Below are 17,627 nucleotides of genomic sequence, written 5' to 3'. Positions count from 1 at the left end.
AATCGCAACAAGTTCGGATACGACCTCACAAGTGCGACCGCACCCGGGCGACCTCACGAGTCCACGGGCGGACCGGCCGGGCGGACGAGCCGGGCAGCGCGAGCGACGACTTTCGGACATTCCGAAGCCGGTACCGTGCGCAGGCATGACGGGAGATGCTCCATGTGCGGCCGGGTCGGGGCGCCAGAACTTCCGGATTATGTCCGATTTGCCGTCAGGACCTCCAGACCGGAACGAGTCTGACGCGTACACGCGCCTCTGCGTAGCCTTGGCCCGGCGGTCCCCCTCGGCCGCCGTCCCCCACGACTCCCCCAGGAGCGCAGATGCGTCGTTCCGTTCGCGTCCCCTCGCGTGCCGCCGGCAGACTCCTCAGTGCCGCGGCACTGGTCGCAACCCTCGGCCTCACCCAGTTCGCCGCCCCCTCCACGGCCACCACCGCCGCGGCCTCCACGGAGTGCGTCGAGGCGGCGGGCCACGACGACGCCGCGGCCCGCAAGCCCGCCGGCAGCCCCGGTGGCCAGGAGCCCAACGCCGTCACCGACGCGCAGGCCAAGGCGATGGACGCAGACCTCAAGGCCCGCGTCTCCCGGCTGGCGAACTCCGCCCAGGGCGGCAACCTCGCCCCCGGCACGCTGACGGCCACCACCATCCCGGTGTACGTGCACGTCGTCCACTCCGGGACCACCGGCAAGCTGACGGCCACCGACATCACCAAGCAGATAGCCGTCCTCAACGCGGCCTACAGCGGCCAGGGCGCGGGCAACACCCCCAGCCAGTTCCAGTTCCAGCTGGTCTCCACCGACTACACCGACAACGCGACCTGGTACAGCGGCGTCACGCCGGGCTCCACCGCCGAGAAGTCGATGAAGAGCACGCTGCGCAAGGGCGGTGCCAACGCCCTCAACCTCTACACCGCCAAGCTCGGGCAGTCGCTGCTCGGCTGGGCGACGTTCCCGAGCAGCTACCAGTCCAACCCCACCGACGACGGCGTGGTCATCCTCGACAGCTCCTTCCCCGGTGGCTCGTCCGCCAACTACAACGAGGGCGACACCGCCACCCACGAGGTCGGCCACTGGCTCGGCCTGTACCACACCTTCCAGGGCGGCTGCGGCGGCCAGGGCGACTACGTCTCCGACACCCCGGCCGAGAAGAGCGCCGCCTATCAGTGCCCGGCCGGCCGGGACACCTGCACCGCCACCGGAGTCGACCCGATCCACAACTTCATGGACTACACCTACGACTCCTGCATGACCCAGTTCACCCCGGGTCAGGTCGCCCGGATGTCCAGCGCCTGGGCCGCCTACCGGGCCTGACGACGGACCCGGTCCGGCGGTCCGCACCGATCCGGCGACCGCCGCCCTGACACCGGCGGGTGCGTGGCGATGACGCCGCGCACCCGCCGGTCCTCCCGTTCCCGCCCAGGCCTCGACCGCGCCGGCGGCTCGCCCGGCACGACCGCACCGGGGTACCGCCGCCTGGACGTCGTCAGGCGGGTCGGCCGAGGTCCAGGCGCTCGGGCGACGGTTCGAACCCTGCCGCCCGGTAGGTGGCGACGGCGGCGGTGTTCGAACTCTGGGTGCAGACGAGCGCGCTCGACGCCCCCATGCCCCGAAGCGCGGCAGCGGCGGCGACGCAGATCGCGGCCCCGTGGCCGCGTCCGCGATGGTCGGCGTGGACGCCCACCGGCTCCAGCAGGCCCGGCCGACCGGGACCGGCCGACCAGACCGTCACCGCGGCCACCGCGTCGCCCCGGTCGTCGTAGCCGATCAGGCAGCGGGCGTCGGCGTAGACCGGTCCGGCGGCGAGGACGTGCCAGACCTCCTCGGTGAACCTCGGGCTGCCGAACGCCGAGCGGTGCACCGCGGTGCGCACCTCCGCCGTCTCGGGACCGGCCACCTCGATCCGCAGGCCGGAGCCCTCCACCGGCTCGGAGAGGTCGCGGCGCAACGGCGTCCACGGCTCGTCCGGCTGCCAGCCCGCCTCCGCGAGGACCTCACGGAGGCGTGCGCCGTCGGGGACCTCCAGGCCGACCTTCCCGGGCGGCAGGACCCCGCGCGCCGGATCATCGAGGTCCGCCGCCAACCGACGGGCCAGGTCCTCGTCCTGTCGCAGGTCCGGCGCGGTCGTCAGGCGCAGCACGTCGGGGCCGTCCAGGTAGCCGACGGCGACGATCCGCCCGTCCGCGCTCCAGGTGCGGACGGCCGCGGCGAGCCTCTTCGCGCCCAGCGCCCAGGCCCAGCCGAGATCCCCCGGGTGGAGTTGCAGCGGCGTCCGGTCGTCCTGCCACGCGCGGAGCGCGTCCACGGCCCCGGTCAGCCCGTCGACGCCGGGTTCGTTCAAAACGATCGTCATGTCCCCGCATCCCACCCCATCGTGGCGACCGGCCGCATCCCGATTTCGCCCGGCCGCCGCGGTGACGGCTTCCGCCGGGGCTTGCGGCCGGCTCTCCGGTCCGGGGCCGACCGCCGCGCGCGGGCGGCTCAGTCCACGCAGGGGATCCCGCCGGCCTTCACGGCCGGCCCCTGCATCGGCAGTCCGGCCGCCGGGTCGGCGGACGGGTCGCCCACGGACGGCGCGGCCGACGACGCCGCCGACGACGCCGCCGACGGGACGGCCGTCGGGCTCGGGGGGCGGGAGACGGCCAGGGTGAGCCGGATGCGGCCGGCGGGTACGGCCGTCGAGAAGACGGCGTTCACCCCGTAGCGGGCGGCGAGCTGCTGCGCGTCCGCCCTGGCCCCGGATCCGTACGCCACCGTGGTGGCCCGGGTCCTGGCCGGGGCGTCGTCGATCCGGCCCGTCTGGTAGCCGAGTTCGGCCAGTGCCCTGGACTCGTCGGCCGCCGCCCCCGCGCCCGCGGCCGCGTTGACGTCGACCACCGCCGTCCCGGCCGCCGAGCTCGGGCCGGCGGTGGGCGACGGGGCCGGTTCGCCCGGCGCGTCCCCGGGCGTCGCGGCCGGTACGGGCGGCATCGGCTCGTGGTTGAAGAGCTGCCGGACGATCTTCCGGATCAGTTCCGGGTTGACGGTGTTGACCTCCTGCCCGCCGACGGTCTTGAAGCCGCTGATCGGCAGGGTGTTGAACTCCACGTTGCCGCCGGTCAGGTTGGGCGCCTGCTGGGCGAAGTCGAGGATGTTCCACTCGTTGTCGATGACCACGTCCTTCTTCACCACCGCGAACAGCTTCTGCATCTGCCCGAGGTCGTTCAGGATGCCCTGCTGCTTGAGCTTGTACTCGACGGAGGAGAGGAAGGCCTGCTGCCGGTGGGTGCGGTCGAGGTCGCCGTTGGCGAGGTGGTGGCGCTGGCGGACGAAGGAGAGCGCCTGCGCGGCGGTGAGGGAGCTGATCCCGGCCGGGAGCCTGAGGCCGGTGCCGCCGCCCTCGTGGGTGGCGGTCCGGGCGGTGATCGGGTCGTCCACCGGGTGGTTGAGGCAGACCTGGATCGGCTCGACGGCCTTGGCGATGTCGTAGAAGCCGATCAGGTTCACCTCCGCGAAGTGGTCGATCGGGACGTCCAGGAGGCTCTGCACGGTCTGGATGGTGGCCGAGCGGCCGGCCTCGCGGCTGTGCCGTTCCACCGCCGCCTTGGAGAGCCCCTTGCCCGCCAGCTTCTGTTCGGCGGCCTCCTTGGCGATGCCGTACGCCTCCTTGATCTTGTGCATCCTCCCGTCCGCGCCGACGGTCTGGACGTAGTCGTCGCGCGGGACGGAGAGCGCGGTGACCTTGCCGCCGTTGGCCGGGATGTGCAGCACGATCAGGGCGTTGGTGTTGTAGCCGCCGATCGCGCTGGAGCCGGCGTGGAGTTCGGCCTCCACGAACTGCTTGGGCAGGTCGTTGCCGTCCATGTCCTTGCGGCTGTCCAGGCCGATCAGCAGCAGGTTGACGGACTTGTCGAGGTGCGGCGGGGCGTTCTTCCTGGCCTCGCTCAGCGCGCTGGACTTGATCATGCCGTCGTCCAGGCTGCGGTACTCGTACCAGGTGAAGCCGCTGGCCCCGAGCACGGCGGCCGAGACGGTGCAGGCCAGGGTGCGCCCGGCGACGGTCAGCGGGTCGGTGCCGCGGCGCGGGGCACGGCCGCGTCGGCCGCGCTGACGGCGGCCGCGGGTACGGCCGCTGCCGCGCTCAGTCACGGCGGCCCCTCCCGGCCGGGGCCGCCGTCCTGCCGGTTCGTCGGCGCTCCGGCGCCGGTCGGCGGCGGGCCGGTACTGCGCGGACCGCGACCACCGCGAGCGCCACCGCCACGGCCGCGGCCATCACCGGGAACGCCCCGACCACCCAGCGCAGGGCGCCGGTGCCGAGGTTCTTCCCCTGGTAGTTCCCGGGGTGCGCCAGGTACTCGACGCCCGAGGCGGTGAGCAGCACCACGACCGGAGCGGCCGTCACCACCCACCACCGGCCGGCCCGGCCGCACAGCAGCGCCGCGGCCGCCGTCCCGAGCACCGAGCCCACCGTGAAGAGGAGTCCGACGCCCGGCCCGTCGAGTTCGTCCGCGACCGCCCCGAGCAGCGGCAGTCCGACCGCCGAGAGCGCGGTCGCCGCCCCGCCGCGCCGGCGCGCCTGCTGGCGACGGCGGGCGGCTCCGGGGCGCGGCGCCCGGGCCTGCCGGGGCGCGCCGGGGCCGACGGGAGCCCCGGGGGCACCGGCGGGGTTCCCGAGGGTGCCGACGGGAGTCCCGGGGGCACCGGCGAGGTTCACGGGGACACCGGCGGCCGGCCCGCGCACCACGCCGACCGCCCACGGGAGCTGGACGGGCACGGCGCGGTCCTCGGTGCGCGGTCCCGCGTCCTGGTACGGAGTTCTCGCCCGCTGACCGGCCATGCGCACTTCCCTCGATCGGCCTCTACATCACTGTAGAAGATGGGCTGGAGCATACAACCCATTTCAGCAAAGTCATCCGCTGTCACCCGGCAGCGACGAACCGCCCGGTGGGCCGTCGTTAGGATGGTTCGTGATCCCCCGCCCACGTCGGCACACCATCAGGAACGCATCAGAGGAGCAGAGCGTCACCATGTTTGAGAGTCTGAAGAACCTCGCGGGCAAGGCCACCGACCTCGCCCGCGAGCACGGCGACGTGATCGGGCAGGGCCTGGACAAGGTCGGCGACGCGATCGACGGCCGCACGGACGGCAAGTACAGCGGGCAGATCGACACCGGCGTCGAGAAGGCGAAGGACTTCCTGCGCAACCTCGACGGCGACCGGAAGGCCGCCGAGTAACCTGCCGCAGGGCACGATCAGCCGCGCGGCGGTCGAACGAGCGCACGGGCGAACGGGGAGGGGCGGCAGCGGTGAGTGAGGACAAGAAGGGGTCCGGCCCGGGACGCTGGCTGGTGATCGGCGTCGTCGTGGTGGCCGGGCTGGGCCTGGTCCGCGGCAACGGCCACGACGACGCGGCCTCCGCCGGCCCCTCCCCGACCGCCACCGCCCCGTCCGGCCCCGGTTCGGGCGCCGCACCGTCGGCCGGCTCCTCCGCGACGCCGCCGAACGCGCCGAAGCCGTCGAAGCCCTCGGGCCGCTACGACCCGGCCGACTACGCGGCGCCGGTGCGCCAGTACGCCGCCGAGGCCGGGGTCAGCCCGCAACTGCTGATGGCGATCCTCTACAACGAGGCGTACAAGCCGCACGACCCCGAACTCGAACGCGCCTGGCAGCGCGGCAAGCCGGACGCCTCCTTCGGGATCGCCAACATGCACCGGGCCGCCTTCGAGGACACCAGGCCCGGCCGCCCCTTCGCCTCCCGGCAGTGGGAGGAGCTCCCGGACGACCGGAACCTGGCGATCCAGGCGGCCGCCTGGCACCTGCACGACCTCGCCGGGCAACTGCCCGCGCGCCCGGGCGTGCCGCTCAGCCGGGACGAACTGGTCGCCCTCGGCTACAACGCGGGCGCGGGCAACATGCTGGCCTTCGCCCGGGGCGTCAGGATCGGCTCCCAGGCGCAGTCCTACCTCGACCGGCTGCGCGACAACTGGTCGAAGTCCGGCGAGGCCGTCAAGTGACGCCGTCCGGTGGTCAGCTGACGCCGATCCGGGCGGACCAGACCCGCCGCCAGGCCAGCGCGTCGGCGACCCCCTCCGCGATGCCGCGCCGCGGCTGCCAGCCGAGCAGGTCCCGCGCGGTGTCCACGACGGCGTAGCAGCCGATCACGTCCCCGGGCCGCGGGCCGGCCTCCCGGACGTCCAGGCTGGTGCCGACGGCCTGTTCGAAGGCGGCGATCAGCTCCCGCACGGTGGTCCCGTCGCCGGTGCCGACGTTGATCACCCGGTAGCGGTCCGCCACGCCCGGGGCGATCACCTCGTCGAACCGCAGCAGCGCCGCGACGTGCGCCTCGGCGAGGTCCTGGACGTGGACGTAGTCGCGGATGCCGGAGCCGTCGCGGGTCGCCCAGTCGGTGCCGGTCACGGTGAACGGGGTGCGGGTGGTGTGCGCCTCGATCAGCTTGCCGAGCGCGTGGGTGGGGTGGAGGTCCTGGAGGCCGGTGCGCAGCTGCGGGTCGGCGCCGATCGGGTTGAAGTAGCGCAGGGCGATGACGCGCTGCCGCTCGGCGCCCTCGCCCCGGGTCCAGTCCTGGAGGACCTGCTCCATCATCTGCTTGGTGCGCGCGTACGGGCTGCCGGCGTCGACCGGGCTGCTCTCGTCCACCCGGGCGTCGGGGGTGGGGGCGTAGATCGAGGCGGAGCTGCTGAAGACGACCCGGGTGCAGCCGTGGCGCTGGAGGGCGTCCAGGAGTTCGACGGTCTTGGCGACGTTCTCCCGGTAGTAGTACAGCGGCTTGGCCACCGACTCCGGTACGACGATCTTCGCGGCGCAGTGCACGGTGGCGTCGATGTCGGGGTGCTCGGCGAAGATCCGGGCGAGCAGGGCGGCGTCGGCGATGTCGCCCCGGTAGAAGATCCGGTCCGCGACGAACTCGGCGCGTCCCCGGGAGAGGTCGTCCAGCACGACCGGGGTGATCCCCCGGTCGAGCAGGGCGGAGGCCACGGTGCTGCCGATGAATCCCGCGCCACCGGTGATCAGGACCTTCTTCATGCGCGGATGCTCCCTCACGGTCGGCCGGGCGCCCGGTGGCGCCCGGTGACCGGAAGGGACGTCGGTTCGCACCCGGCCGGTTCCGCGCCGGGGGCGTGCGCGCGCACCCGGCGGGCGGTTCCGGGCGGCTCAGCCGCGGTGGCGGCGCAGCCAGAGCCCGGTGGCGACCAGGACGACGGCCGCCGCGGCGGTGCCGATGGCCGCCCAGGTGGTGGCGTCGGAGGTGGTCGCGCGGTCGCGGCCGGACGAGGCCGCCCGGGCGGCGACGGGGGCGGCGGTGGTCCCCGCCCCTCCGGCGGGCTCCCGGAGCGGGGCGGGTGCCGCCTCGACGGGCCGCGGCGTCTCGGGCAGCGGCGAGGCCGCCGTCCCCTGGGGCACCGGGTCGTCGATCACGACGGTGTCGACGTCGAGCTCGCGCTCGCCGTGTCCGAGGGCGGGGAAGGCACAGTCCACGGTGACCCGCCAGTGCCCGACAAGCAGGATCTCCCGGGTGGTGTACGTCCCTGGCCGGCCGGGGACGGTGACCAGCCGCCAGGGGCCGACGGCGCGGCCGTCGGAGGCCGTCGCGGAGAGCGTGCCGGCGAACTCACCGGTCACCGGGTCGTGGTCGTTCTCCCAGGTGGCGACGGTGCTGACGCGGCCGTTCTGCTGCCCGGTGACGTCCAGGTGGACGCTGTCGCCGTGGGCGGCGGCGGGTGCGGCGGCGGCGAGCACGGCCGCGGCGGTGAGGGCGAGGGCGGTGAGGTGGGGGCGGGTTCGCATGCGGGAGGGTCCTCGGGGCAGGTGTGGGGGGCGGGGACGCCGGGAACGGCCGCCACCGGGTGGGCGGCGGCCGTTCCCGACGCGACGGACCTGGGGCCCACGGGGTCCTGGGGCCCGCGGGCGTCGGCGGCTCGGGTCGAAGGGTCGGCCGGCGTACGGGCCGACCGGTTTCACGGACTCACGGGAACAGCCTTACCCCGAACCGCTCACGAGGTCTTCGACAGCGACCAGTTCTGGTAAGGCGAGCCGTTCGGCTGCTGCAGCTCCAGCAGCCGGCCGCCGTAGTACCACCGCTCGCCGATCCCGAGCACCAGCGCTCCGCCGTCCGCGGTCAGGGTGAACCCACCGCCCGCGGCGGTGAGTCGCCACTTCTGCGCGGCCGTGTCGGAGCACGGCTGCTGGGCGACGTACTGGCCCGGGACGGCCGCGCCGCCGGGCTGGAGGCACTTGTCGGAGCGCGCGGACCTGATCCGCACCGCGCCGTCGCCGGCGTCCTCGAAGCGCCACTTCTGGTTCGCGTAGCCGGTGCGCTGGTAGGCGATGGCCACCGTGCCGTCGTTCAGCGAGCTGCCCCACAGGTCGGCGGCCTGGCCGGTGAGACCGTTGACCAGGGTGTAGCGCGCGTCCGGCTGCGGGCGCCCGGGGTCCGCGGCGGTGCGGAAGGTGGCGGGGGCGCCCGGACGGCCCACCGCCCCGGCGGCGTCGCGGACGGCGACGGCCACGGTGTACGAGGTGGCGGGCGCGAGGTGGACCAGGCGGACCACGGTGGCCCGGACGGTACCGATCACCTGGCCGTTCAGCAGGACGTCGTAGCCGGCGGCGGCGGATGCGGCCGGCCAGCTCAGGACGACGGAATTCGGCGTGATCTGGCTGATGGCCACCTCGGGGCCGCCGTTCCCCCGGGTCGGGGTCGCGGTCGGCGACGGGGTGCCGGTCGGCGTGGCGGTCGGGGTGGCGGTGGGGCCGCCGGTGGGTGTCGGGGAGGCCGTCGGCGTGCGGGTCGGCGTGGCCGTTCCGCCCGGGGTGGGCGTCGGGCTCGGCCCGGTGCCGCCGCCGTTCCCGCCGCCGGCGATGAGGAAGCGGTTGCTCGCGACGTTCCAGTGGGTCGCCAGGTAACTGCCGGGCGCGGGCGCGGTGTTGTAGTAGTCGTCGTGGCGGCAGTCCAGCCGTTCGTCCTGGGCGCGGTCCGGGCAGACGGTCCGCATCGACGGGTAGTTCGGGGCGTCCGAGTAGCACATGACGTCCCACTCGTCGGTGCAGTGCCCGGCCTTGCTGGAGTTGGGGGAGCTGTTGTTCACCGCGCCGAGGTTGTGCCCGAGTTCGTGCGCGGCGGTGCTGCCGCCCCAGCAGCCGGCGTCGGTCCGGCCGTACGAGGGGCCGAAGTTGCTGAGGTTGTCCTGACCGGGGCGCTCGTCGCCGGCGAAGGTTCCGATGCCGCAGTACACCTTGGCGTCGGTGAACATCATGTACTTGCGGTCCTTGCGGTTGAACCCCTGCGCGGCCAGGGCGCGGTTGCCCGCGTTGAAGTCCTGGATCTCGGCGTCCGAGATCTGCACGTTCAACACCGAGGCGGTGCAGTCGGGTTCGGTGACGAAGCGGACGTGCCGCTCCCCGCCGGTCTCGGCGGCGCTGGCGTTGTAGATGACGTCGACGTCGGCGGCCCACTTCTTGAACGAGGACAGGTACCGGTCGTAGCGGTCGTTGCCGGGGCCGTGCACGTAGACCACCTGGACCCGGTTGCCGCCGCTGCCGTCTCCCTCGCAGACCAGCTTCGTCCCGGCGGGCGCGGCCGGTGCGGGGTCGGCGGCGGCACTGCCGGTGCCGTCCAGCAGGGCTCGCTGCGTGACGTCGAGGACGGGCGGGGCCCCCTTCAACAAGTCTGCGGCGGCGGGCGCCTGGGCACCGGCGGCGGGGGTGGGCGCGGGCGCCTGGCCGGCCGGGCCCGCGACCGGCGGGACGTCCTGGCGGATGTCCACGCCCTTGGGCGGCACGTCCGGCCCGTGGCTGCACTGGGTGCTGCCGGTGACCTCCAGGGTGCCGCCGCAGCGGTCGCTGCTCGGCAGGCTCAACCCCGCGTAGACCAGCCCGCGTTCGGGCTGGTCCTTGGGTATCGCCGTGAGCGGGGCGGCCTTCTCGTCCCGTTTCGGGGCGGGCGCCCGGGTGGCCCCCTCGGCGGTGCCGGTCTCCCCCGACCCGTCGTCCTCGACCAGCCCGGCCTGCGAGCCCGTACGGCCGGCGGCGGCGTCCGCGGCCGTGGCGGCGCCGTGCACGGCGGCCGGTTCCAGCGCGGTGCTGATGCCGAGCGTCCCCGCCACCAGCCCGGCCGCCACCGCCACGGCGACCAGGGCGCTCCTGCGGGTGAGCCTGCGGCTCCTGCGCCGCCGAAGCCCGCTGCTCCGGTGTCCCATCGCGTTCCTCTCCTCGTGCGACGGTCCGTGCCCCTGTGGTGCGGGGGGCTCGGACCTTCCGACACTCCGGAGAGCGGGAGGGGTGGCCGGGAATAACAGAAACCTCTTGCGGAATTCGCCGGACCGTTCGACCGGACAGGGGCGCGCCGAGGCCGGCCGAAGAGGATTCCGGGCAGGGTGGAGCCGGGGAGCGCGATCGGGGGGTGCGCGCTCCCCGGCAGGGGTGGTGGCGGCCACCCGGCCGGAGTCCCGGGGCAGGTGACTGCGTCGGCCGTGACGGAATGCTAGACCCGTCGACGGGCCCTGACCAGTGCCCTGACCAGGAGACTTTCCGCCCCGGACATGCCATATCCGACAGGCATATGACGGTCCGTCAGGTAACGCCCGAGGATCAGGCCGCGAGCTTCACCGGCTCCGCCGCGGCGGCCGCCGGGCGCTCCCCGGGCCTGATCACCGCCACCGCGCCCGCGCCACAGCCACCGTGCAACCGCGCCAGCCCGGCCGCCAGGGCGGCCCGGTCCCCGGCGAGCCAGAGCCGCAGGGCCGCCGAGAGCGCGGCACTGGCCGGCCCGGCCGCGGGACCGCCGGTCCGCACGAGCCGCTCACCGAGCAGCGGCAGCAGGTCCGCGACCGGAGCCGGCAGCCAGAGGGTGAGCGCGAAGGGCGCCGGCCCGGCCAGCACCCGCAGCAGCGGCAGGACGCAGGCGTCGTCGTGCAGCGCGGGGATGACCTCCAGCAGTCCGTCCACCGCCACGTCGGAGACGTCGCCGCCGTGCCCGCGGGCGAGTTCGCGCAGCAGCGCGCGCTCGGCGGCGGTGATCCGGACGGTCAGCATGACCTCGTCGCAGTCCATGGTTCCGGCCCCTGTCGTGGAGAGTTCGTGGTGTGGTCGTCGCGCCGCGGTGTCAGTCCTGTGCCGAGGGGGTTCCTGCCCCGATCCGGCCGTCCGTTACCGGCGCGATCAGGCCGTAGTGGCCGTCGAACCGGCGGTAGAGCACCCGCGCCCGGTGGTCGCCGGGGTCGGTCCAGCCGACGAACGGGCGGCCGGTGAGCCAGAGTCGGCGAGCCGCCTCGGCGAGGTCGAGCGGCGGCATCGCGCCGGTGCCCGCCGCGCACCGCTCCACCGCGCCGCCCGGGGAGCAGCGGTGGACCAGGCTGTCCCGCCCGGTCGCGGCGTCCGCGAAGAGGTGGAACCGCCGGTCGAGGGCGAACAGTTCGAACTCCGCCTGCTCGGGGGTGCGGCGGGCGGGCACCACCGCCTTGTGGCGGGCGATCCGCCGCTGGGCGAGCGGACGGTCGGCGAACTGCGGGCGGTAGGCGCTCTCGTACGAGGCGGCGAAGCCGATGTCGCCCTGCTCGCGCAGCCGGACGGCCCTCCCGGCCAGCGTGCCGAGGACCAGGTCGACGGACTCCCGGGCGGTGCCGGTGGCCAGCTGCACCCGGACCGGCCCGACCCCGGCCAGTTCGACGTCCGCCTGGGCCAGCGCGGGCCTGGCCACCGACCGGTTCCGCACGCGGGTCAGCCGCAGTCGCAGCGGGTGGGCGTCGGGGCCGAGCGCCGCGGCGGTGGCCAGCGCCCGGACCCGGGCGTACTCGGCGTCCTCCCGCGGCAGCTCGCCGCGGATCTCCACCCGGACGTCGAGGGCCGGCCGGTGGCGCAGACGGGTCATCAGGTTCCTCCTTCTCCGCCACCATGCTGTCCCTCGCACGCCCGTACGGCGAGGGTCCAAAGGCCCTGCCCCGCGGGCCGGTCGGGGACCACCCGGACGGACGCATCCACGCAGGTCAACACGGGGTTTCGAGCACGCACGAAAGGGTCGATCCACTCGGCCGTTGGAGTGATCCCCGCACGTTCGGCGCAACGCTCGGGGAACCGGCGCGTTTGCCAAACGTGCGCCCTCCCGCCGGGGGCGCGCGCGGGGCCCGCGCTGGGCGGTCCCCCCGTCTCCGGGCCGGGCCGCCGCTGCCACCCGGCATCGCCCGCGCCGGCCACTCTGGTGAGAGGTAGTGTCATGTCCCTGCTGACCGAAACCCGGAAGCTGATCGTCCCCCCGAGAACCGCACCCGGCCCGTCCCCGCTGGCCCGCGCCGCCGTCCCCCCGCTGGCCCCCGGAGCCCTGCCCGGCCTCGGGCACGCCGGTGCCCTGCTGCGCGACCCGCTCGGCTTCCTCGGTTCGCTCGGCCGTCACGGCGGGGTGGTCCGGATCCGGCTCGGACCGCGCACCGTCTGCGTGGTCACCGACGCCCGGCTGGTCCACACCCTGCTCGTCGCGCTGGCCCACGACTGCCCGCGCGGCGCCGTCCAGGACACGCTCCGGACGGCCTTCGGCGACGGCCTGCTGATGTCCGAGGGGCAGGCCCACCGCGACCGCCGCCGGATCATCCAGCCGGCCTTCGGCCCGGACCGGATGGGCGAGTACCTGGCCGTGATGCAGCAGGTCACCGAGGAGCGGGCCGCGCGGTGGCGTCCCGGCCAGGTCCTCGACGTGGCCAAGGAGATGAACCACCTGGCGCTGGAGATCGTGACCCGCTCGCTGTTCGACGCCCGGCTCAGCGAGGACGCCACCGTCGCCTTCCACCGGGCGCTGCCGGACCTGGTGAAGGGCCAGATCGTCCAGTCCCTCTACCCGAACCCGGCGCTCGCCCGGCTGCCGCTGCCCGTCAACCGGCGCTTCGACGACGCCGTGCGGGTGCTCAACCGGGTGGTCGACCAGGCCGTCAACGGCCGCGCCGCCACCGCGGGCGCCGGGGCCGGACGGCGCACCCTGCCCGCCCTGCTGCGCGCCGCCACCGACCCGGCCACCGGCTGCCCGCTCACCGAGGCCGACGTGCGGTCCGAGGCGATCACCATGTTCGGCGCGGGCACCGAGACCGTCTCCACCACGCTCACCTGGCTGCTGGACGAGCTGCTGCGCCACCCCGAGGCGGAGGCCCGGATCCTCGCCGAGCTGGACGAGCACCTGCCCGCGGGCAGCGTCCCCACCCCCGAGGCACTGGCCCGGCTCACCTACACCCGCAGCGTCACCCAGGAGGTGGTGCGGCTGCACGCGCCGAACGCCTTCCTGATGCGCACCGCCCAGGTGCCCGTCGAGCTCGGCCCGTACCGCGTCCCGGCCGGCACCGAGCTGCTGTACAGCCTCACCGCGCTGCACCGCGACCCGGTGCGCTACCCGGAGCCGATGAGCTTCCGGCCCGAGCGCTGGCAGGACGGCGGCGGAACCGGGCGGCCGTCCTTCCTGCCGTTCGGGGCGGGCAAGCACAAGTGCATCGGGGAGGCCTTCGCCTGGGCCGAGTTGACCGTCGCGGCCGCGGCGATCCTGCGCCGCTGGCGGCCGGTGGCGGTGCCGGGCGCCCGGGCCCGCGAGGTGGTGTGGACGACGGTCCAGGCGCAGGGCCTGCGGGTACGGCTCGCGCCGCGCGGCGCGCGTTCCCCGCGCGGGGGCTCCTCGGCCGCCTCCCCCGAGGGCGATTCCGCCTCCTCACCCGGGGGCGCGTCGCCCTCCTCTTCGCCCTCCCCGGCCGCCTCGCCCTCCCCGGCTTCTCCGCTCGCCTCGCCGTCCTCGTCCGGCACGCCGACACCGGGCCGGTGCCCGTTCACCGGCACCACCCCCGCGAGTGCCCCCGCGAGCACCCTCGACGCCGCCACGGCCCCCACCGGGCCAGCGGGCCCCCGGCCGCACGACGAGCTGCGGCTCGCCGCCGACCGGCACGCCGACTGGGTGGTCCGCCGCGGCCTGCTCACCCCGTCGGAACTGCCCCGCTACCGCGCCTACGCGCTGCACGAGCTGATCGGCCACGCCTTCCCCCGCGCGCGGGGCGCCGAACTCGACCTCCTGGTGGACGTGCTGGGCTGGTTCACCATCCTGGACGACCGCTTCGACGGCCCGCCCGGCCGCCACCCCGGCGAGGCCCACGCCCTGGTCGACCCGCTGGTCGCGGTCCTCGACGGGTCCTCCGGCGGCAGCCGCTGCGAAAGTCGGCTCCTGCTCGCCTGGCGCGAGTTGTGGGACCGGCAGACCGCGTCGATGTCCGCCGAGTGGCGGGCCCGCGCGGCCCGGGAGTGGCGGGCCTGCCTGGCCACCTTCCCCGCCGAGGCAGACCACCGCGCCCGCGGCACCGTCCCCGCCCTCGGCCTCGACCTGACGGACACCATGCTGCTGCGCCGGCACGGCAGTTGTCTGTACCCGTTCATGAACATACTGGAACGGGTCCACGGCGCCGACGCCCCGGCCGCGCTGCACGCGGACCCCGTGCTGCACCGGCTGCGGGCCAACACCGCCGACGCCGCCACACTGATCAACGACCTCTACTCGCTGAAGCGCGAGGAACGGCAGGCCGGGGCCGCGTTCAACACCGTGCTCACCCTCCAGCGGGCCCACGGCTGCACCCGGCTGCGGGCGGTCCACGCGGTGCGCGCCCGGGTGGCGCGGCTGCGGCAGGAGAGCGAGGAACTGCGCCGCGAGCTGCTGCACCGCCACCCGGCCGGTCGCTGGTACCTGGACGGCACCCGGGAGCTGGTCGCCGGGGTGCAGGCCTGGACCAGCACCAGCGACCGCTACCTGGTGCCGGACGGCGAGCGGCGCCGGTGAGCGCGGCGGCGAGCGGCCCGCCCCCGGCCCGCTACTTCCGGCCGCCGAGCGCGAACAGCAGCAGCACGAAGCCGGCGAACAGGTGCGTGGCGAAGATGTAGATGCCCGCGCGGATCAGCATCGCCTTGCGGCGCCGCTTCTCCTCGTTCGTACTGTCGTCGCCGGTGCTGTCGCTCATGGTGGTGCTTCTCCTCGGATCTGGCGGACGGGCCGGGCGCGGCTCAGCGGGGCCGACCGCCGGGGGCGCGCAGCTCGGTGAGCAGCGCGCCCTGGTCGGTGATCAGCTCGGTCAGGATCCGGCGGGCCGCGCGCAGCAGCTCGGCGACGTCCGGCGTGCTGAGCGCGTACACCACGGTGTTGCCCTCACGGGTCGCCGTGACCAGCTGGGTGCGGCGCAGCACCGCGAGCTGCTGGGAGAGGTTGGACGGCTCGACCTCGATCTCCGCCAGCAGCTCGCGCACCGGCCGGGGGCCGTCCTGGAGCAGCTCCAGGACGCGGATCCGGACGGGGTGGCCGAGAGTGCGGAAGAACTCCGCCTTGGCCTGGTACAGCGGTACCGGCATCGTCCGCGCTCTCCCTCGGTTCCGGCTCGGTGGTCGTCCGGCCGGGCGGGAATCGATGCCGCGACCGGTAGGCATCATCGCGACAGATGAAGATTTCTTCAAGTCGTCACAGTGCGTCGGCCCCCGGCCGGCTCCGGCCCGGCGGTCCGCCGTTCGGCCGCGGCCGCGCCGGGGCATGCGAACGCCGAGCCCGGGACGCTGCCAACTCCCGGGCTCGGCAGTCATGGTGACGAGACGTCAGCAGACTACAGGCACATTCACCGTGGCCGGCACCTGGCCGCTCCAGAAGCCCTCGACCTCGAAGGACACGTGCACGGTGGAGCCGCACGGCACGGCGGCCGAGATGCCGTCGACCCGCACGGTGGACACCTGGAACACGGTGCGGCCGTTCACGGTGCCGAGCGAAGCCCCGCCGGCCACGTCGGCCGACAGGTGGGTGACCAGCTCCTTCGGCGCCGGCGGCCACGGGCTGCCCGGGGACGGCGGGCCCGCCAGGCCGATCTTCCCGTAGATCGCGACGCTGTCACCGGTCACGTCGGCGCAGGCGTAGGTGGCCAGGCCGGCCTGGAGGCTGGAGCTGCCGCAGGTGGTGACGGTGGCGGTGGCGGCCGGAGCCGCGGCGAACGCGGGGACGGGGGCCGAGAGCAGGGCGGCGGCGCCGACGGTGCCGGCGGCGATCCGGGCGATCCGGTTCATGGGTTCCTCCTGGAGAGGGACGAGGGCGGACTGTGACAGGTGGCGTGGCACATATGACATTTCATAGGTCCACGTCAGAAACTTTGCCATGCGATTCCTGTGCCATGGCCGCGATTACCCTTTAAATCGAACCCTCGGCCGAAATGCGACCTTCGATGGCGCAATCACCTTCCAGCAGTCGAACTGCCGTACCCGCTCAGGCGACGCCCGCCTTGAGCCCAGGTGAACCGCGTCCGAACCACCGCCGGGCGCGCCGCTCCCCACTCAGCCGGTGACCGGCCCGAGCGGCACCGGGCCGCGGCTCAGCCCAGCGAGCCGCGCAAGGCGTCGACCCGGGCCACGGCCTCGGCGAACCCGTGCCGGTCCAGGCGGCCGTCGTCCAGGGCGTCCGCCAGCGCCTCGGTGGCCTCCTCGGCCTGCTGGGGGTCGCGGGCGGAGCAGAGCAGCAGGTCCATCCCGGCCCGGGCGGCGGCCAGCGCCCGGTCTCCGGTGCCGCCGTACGCGGCGAGCGCCTTGGCCTCCATGGCGTCGGTGACCGTCACGCCGCCGAAGCCGAGCCGGCCGCGCAGCTCACCCTGGATGATCGCGGGCGAGAACCCGGCCGGGCGGTCCGGGTCCAGCGCGGGGTAGACCGCCCACGAGGCCATCACCAGCCGCACGCCCGCCGCGATCGCCGCCCGGTACGGGCCCTCGCCCCGGGTGCGCAGCTGCGACAGCGGGACGTCCAGGGTGACCGGGCGCTCGTCGGTGTTCCCGCCCCGGGGTGCGGCGCCGAGGCCCGGGAAGTGCTTGGCGGTCGCGGCCACGCCGAGACCCTGCTGGGTGGTGAGGAAGGCGGTGCCCAGCTCCGCCACCTCGGCCGGGTCCTGGCTGTAGGAGCGCTCGTAGTGGTCGATGAAGTTGTCCGGCTCGTCGTAGACGTCGAGCACCGGGGCGAGGTTGAGGTTCAGCCCGGCGTCGGCGAGCGTCCGGGCGGCGCCGGCCCCGGACGCGGCCGCCGCGCCGACCGGGTCCGCCGCCGAACCGGCGCGGCGGGCGGAGAGTTCGGGCGCGCCGGGCAGCCGGCGGATCCTGCCGCCCTCCTGGTCCGTCATCAGCAGCAGGGTGCGCGGGTGCGGCGCCTCGGCCGCGGCCTGCCTCAGGTCGGCGACCGCCTGGGCGAACTGCTCCGGACCGGTGACGTTCTCGCCGAAGAAGATTACCCCGGCGGCCCGCCCCTCCCGGAGCGTCCGGAGCACTCCGGCCGGCGGTGTCGGCCCGGAGTACGACAGCACGATCCGCCGCCCGGCGAGCTCCCGGGAGTCCTCCTGCTCCTGGCCGGCCATCGCCGCGCCCCTCCCGTTCGTCGCGCCCGGAACGTCCGGAGTGCCCGACGCACCCGGAGCCGCCGACGCACCCGGAGTGCCCGGGGCGCTCGAAGCGCCGTGCGGCGGGGCGGGCGAGCCGAGCGGAACCGGCCCGAGCGCGGCACCCATGACGGCCAGCAGCACCCCGAGCTGGGCGATACTTCGGAACGGGGCCATCACGCCTCCCGGCTCGGCATTTGACTTCGGCATGTCAACCTACCCGCGGGGGCGGCTCGGCACTC

At 74.8% G+C, this 17,627-nt stretch carries 16 protein-coding genes; 4 read left to right on the top strand and 12 right to left on the bottom strand.

Features of this window, described 5'->3' with window-relative positions; all coding sequences use genetic code 11:
• The first annotated feature begins 323 nt into the window (after nt 1–323).
• Nucleotides 324–1,313: a zinc metalloprotease gene (locus tag ACZ5GH_RS33000; RefSeq protein WP_464336115.1), complete on the top strand. Its 990-nt coding sequence runs from the start codon at nt 324–326 to the stop codon at nt 1,311–1,313.
• A 172-nt stretch (nt 1,314–1,485) separates the two neighbouring features.
• On the opposite strand, the gene ACZ5GH_RS32995 is transcribed toward ACZ5GH_RS33000, so the two are convergent.
• The 3 genes from ACZ5GH_RS32995 to ACZ5GH_RS32985 all read right to left on the bottom strand — a co-directional run bounded on the left by ACZ5GH_RS32995 (nt 1,486) and on the right by ACZ5GH_RS32985 (nt 4,815).
• Nucleotides 1,486–2,352 (bottom strand): GNAT family N-acetyltransferase, encoded by an 867-nt coding sequence (locus ACZ5GH_RS32995; protein WP_464336114.1) that lies wholly within the window; start codon nt 2,350–2,352, stop codon nt 1,486–1,488.
• Between the two features lie 128 nt (nt 2,353–2,480).
• Complete coding sequence (locus ACZ5GH_RS32990) at nt 2,481–4,127, bottom strand: LCP family protein (protein WP_464336113.1); 1,647 nt, start codon at nt 4,125–4,127, stop codon at nt 2,481–2,483.
• A complete protein-coding gene (locus ACZ5GH_RS32985; protein ID WP_464336112.1) occupies nt 4,120–4,815 on the bottom strand; it encodes a DUF6542 domain-containing protein in 696 nt (231 codons plus the stop codon). The genes ACZ5GH_RS32990 and ACZ5GH_RS32985 overlap by 8 nt, the downstream gene beginning before the upstream one ends.
• A 190-nt stretch (nt 4,816–5,005) precedes the next feature.
• Between ACZ5GH_RS32985 and ACZ5GH_RS32980 the strand changes: the two genes are divergently transcribed.
• Nucleotides 5,006–5,212, top strand: coding sequence for an antitoxin (locus ACZ5GH_RS32980; RefSeq protein ID WP_464336111.1), 207 nt, complete (start codon nt 5,006–5,008; stop codon nt 5,210–5,212).
• A 71-nt stretch (nt 5,213–5,283) separates the two neighbouring features.
• Complete coding sequence (locus ACZ5GH_RS32975; RefSeq protein ID WP_464336110.1) at nt 5,284–5,991, top strand: lysozyme family protein; 708 nt, start codon at nt 5,284–5,286, stop codon at nt 5,989–5,991.
• Nucleotides 5,992–6,004: 13 nt separating this feature from the next.
• Here the strand turns inward: ACZ5GH_RS32975 and galE are convergent, their stop codons facing one another.
• The 5 genes from galE to ACZ5GH_RS32950 form a co-directional block, all read right to left on the bottom strand.
• Entirely contained in the window at nt 6,005–7,021 is a 1,017-nt protein-coding gene (gene galE / locus ACZ5GH_RS32970; protein WP_387753525.1) for a UDP-glucose 4-epimerase GalE, read from the bottom strand.
• Between the two features lie 129 nt (nt 7,022–7,150).
• Nucleotides 7,151–7,783 carry a hypothetical protein gene (locus ACZ5GH_RS32965; RefSeq protein ID WP_464336109.1) on the bottom strand — a complete coding sequence of 211 codons (633 nt, stop codon included), beginning with the start codon at nt 7,781–7,783 and terminating at the stop codon, nt 7,151–7,153.
• A gap of 206 nt (nt 7,784–7,989) precedes the next feature.
• On the bottom strand, nt 7,990–10,191 hold the full coding sequence (locus tag ACZ5GH_RS32960; protein WP_464336108.1) for an RICIN domain-containing protein: 2,202 nt from the start codon (nt 10,189–10,191) through the stop codon (nt 7,990–7,992).
• A 391-nt stretch (nt 10,192–10,582) separates the two neighbouring features.
• The gene (locus tag ACZ5GH_RS32955) at nt 10,583–11,044 is read right to left on the bottom strand and encodes a hypothetical protein (protein ID WP_387753532.1); all 462 of its coding nucleotides are present in this window, start codon (nt 11,042–11,044) and stop codon (nt 10,583–10,585) included.
• A 52-nt stretch (nt 11,045–11,096) separates the two neighbouring features.
• Nucleotides 11,097–11,861, bottom strand: a complete 765-nt coding sequence (locus tag ACZ5GH_RS32950; protein WP_464336107.1) for a sigma 54 modulation/S30EA ribosomal C-terminal domain-containing protein — start codon at nt 11,859–11,861, stop codon at nt 11,097–11,099.
• Between the two features lie 342 nt (nt 11,862–12,203).
• On the opposite strand from ACZ5GH_RS32950, the gene ACZ5GH_RS32945 reads away from it, so the two are divergent.
• On the top strand, nt 12,204–14,780 hold the full coding sequence (locus ACZ5GH_RS32945; RefSeq protein ID WP_464336106.1) for a cytochrome P450: 2,577 nt from the start codon (nt 12,204–12,206) through the stop codon (nt 14,778–14,780).
• Nucleotides 14,781–14,811: 31 nt separating this feature from the next.
• On the opposite strand, the gene ACZ5GH_RS32940 is transcribed toward ACZ5GH_RS32945, so the two are convergent.
• The 4 genes from ACZ5GH_RS32940 to ACZ5GH_RS32925 all read right to left on the bottom strand — a co-directional run bounded on the left by ACZ5GH_RS32940 (nt 14,812) and on the right by ACZ5GH_RS32925 (nt 17,562).
• A complete protein-coding gene (locus ACZ5GH_RS32940; RefSeq protein ID WP_387753541.1) occupies nt 14,812–14,958 on the bottom strand; it encodes a DUF6126 family protein in 147 nt (48 codons plus the stop codon).
• 43 nt (nt 14,959–15,001) lie between these two features.
• Entirely contained in the window at nt 15,002–15,343 is a 342-nt protein-coding gene (locus tag ACZ5GH_RS32935) for an ArsR/SmtB family transcription factor (RefSeq protein WP_049656769.1), read from the bottom strand.
• A gap of 237 nt (nt 15,344–15,580) precedes the next feature.
• Nucleotides 15,581–16,039 carry a hypothetical protein gene (locus ACZ5GH_RS32930; protein WP_387753544.1) on the bottom strand — a complete coding sequence of 153 codons (459 nt, stop codon included), beginning with the start codon at nt 16,037–16,039 and terminating at the stop codon, nt 15,581–15,583.
• A gap of 302 nt (nt 16,040–16,341) precedes the next feature.
• Nucleotides 16,342–17,562, bottom strand: a complete 1,221-nt coding sequence (locus tag ACZ5GH_RS32925; RefSeq protein WP_464336105.1) for a glycoside hydrolase family 3 N-terminal domain-containing protein — start codon at nt 17,560–17,562, stop codon at nt 16,342–16,344.
• Nucleotides 17,563–17,627 lie beyond the last annotated feature (65 nt).

It is taken from the genome of Kitasatospora sp. Xyl93 (assembly GCF_055383135.1).
This window is presented reverse-complemented; position numbering and strand designations above follow the sequence as displayed.

Bases quoted from the DNA above. Each gene is read 5' to 3' on its own strand.
- ACZ5GH_RS32980 (WP_464336111.1), top strand. From the start codon at position 5,006: ATGTTTGAGAGTCTGAAGAACCTCGCGGGCAAGGCCACCGACCTCGCC.
- ACZ5GH_RS32955 (WP_387753532.1), bottom strand. From the start codon at position 11,044: ATGGACTGCGACGAGGTCATGCTGACCGTCCGGATCACCGCCGCCGAG.
- ACZ5GH_RS32940 (WP_387753541.1), bottom strand. From the start codon at position 14,958: ATGAGCGACAGCACCGGCGACGACAGTACGAACGAGGAGAAGCGGCGC.
- ACZ5GH_RS32925 (WP_464336105.1), bottom strand. From the start codon at position 17,562: ATGGCCCCGTTCCGAAGTATCGCCCAGCTCGGGGTGCTGCTGGCCGTC.
- ACZ5GH_RS32965 (WP_464336109.1), bottom strand. From the start codon at position 7,783: ATGCGAACCCGCCCCCACCTCACCGCCCTCGCCCTCACCGCCGCGGCC.
- ACZ5GH_RS32995 (WP_464336114.1), bottom strand. From the start codon at position 2,352: ATGACGATCGTTTTGAACGAACCCGGCGTCGACGGGCTGACCGGGGCC.
- ACZ5GH_RS32930 (WP_387753544.1), bottom strand. From the start codon at position 16,039: ATGAACCGGATCGCCCGGATCGCCGCCGGCACCGTCGGCGCCGCCGCC.
- galE (WP_387753525.1), bottom strand. From the start codon at position 7,021: ATGAAGAAGGTCCTGATCACCGGTGGCGCGGGATTCATCGGCAGCACC.
- ACZ5GH_RS33000 (WP_464336115.1), top strand. From the start codon at position 324: ATGCGTCGTTCCGTTCGCGTCCCCTCGCGTGCCGCCGGCAGACTCCTC.
- ACZ5GH_RS32950 (WP_464336107.1), bottom strand. From the start codon at position 11,861: ATGACCCGTCTGCGCCACCGGCCGGCCCTCGACGTCCGGGTGGAGATC.
- ACZ5GH_RS32945 (WP_464336106.1), top strand. From the start codon at position 12,204: ATGTCCCTGCTGACCGAAACCCGGAAGCTGATCGTCCCCCCGAGAACC.
- ACZ5GH_RS32985 (WP_464336112.1), bottom strand. From the start codon at position 4,815: ATGGCCGGTCAGCGGGCGAGAACTCCGTACCAGGACGCGGGACCGCGC.
- ACZ5GH_RS32935 (WP_049656769.1), bottom strand. From the start codon at position 15,343: ATGCCGGTACCGCTGTACCAGGCCAAGGCGGAGTTCTTCCGCACTCTC.
- ACZ5GH_RS32960 (WP_464336108.1), bottom strand. From the start codon at position 10,191: ATGGGACACCGGAGCAGCGGGCTTCGGCGGCGCAGGAGCCGCAGGCTC.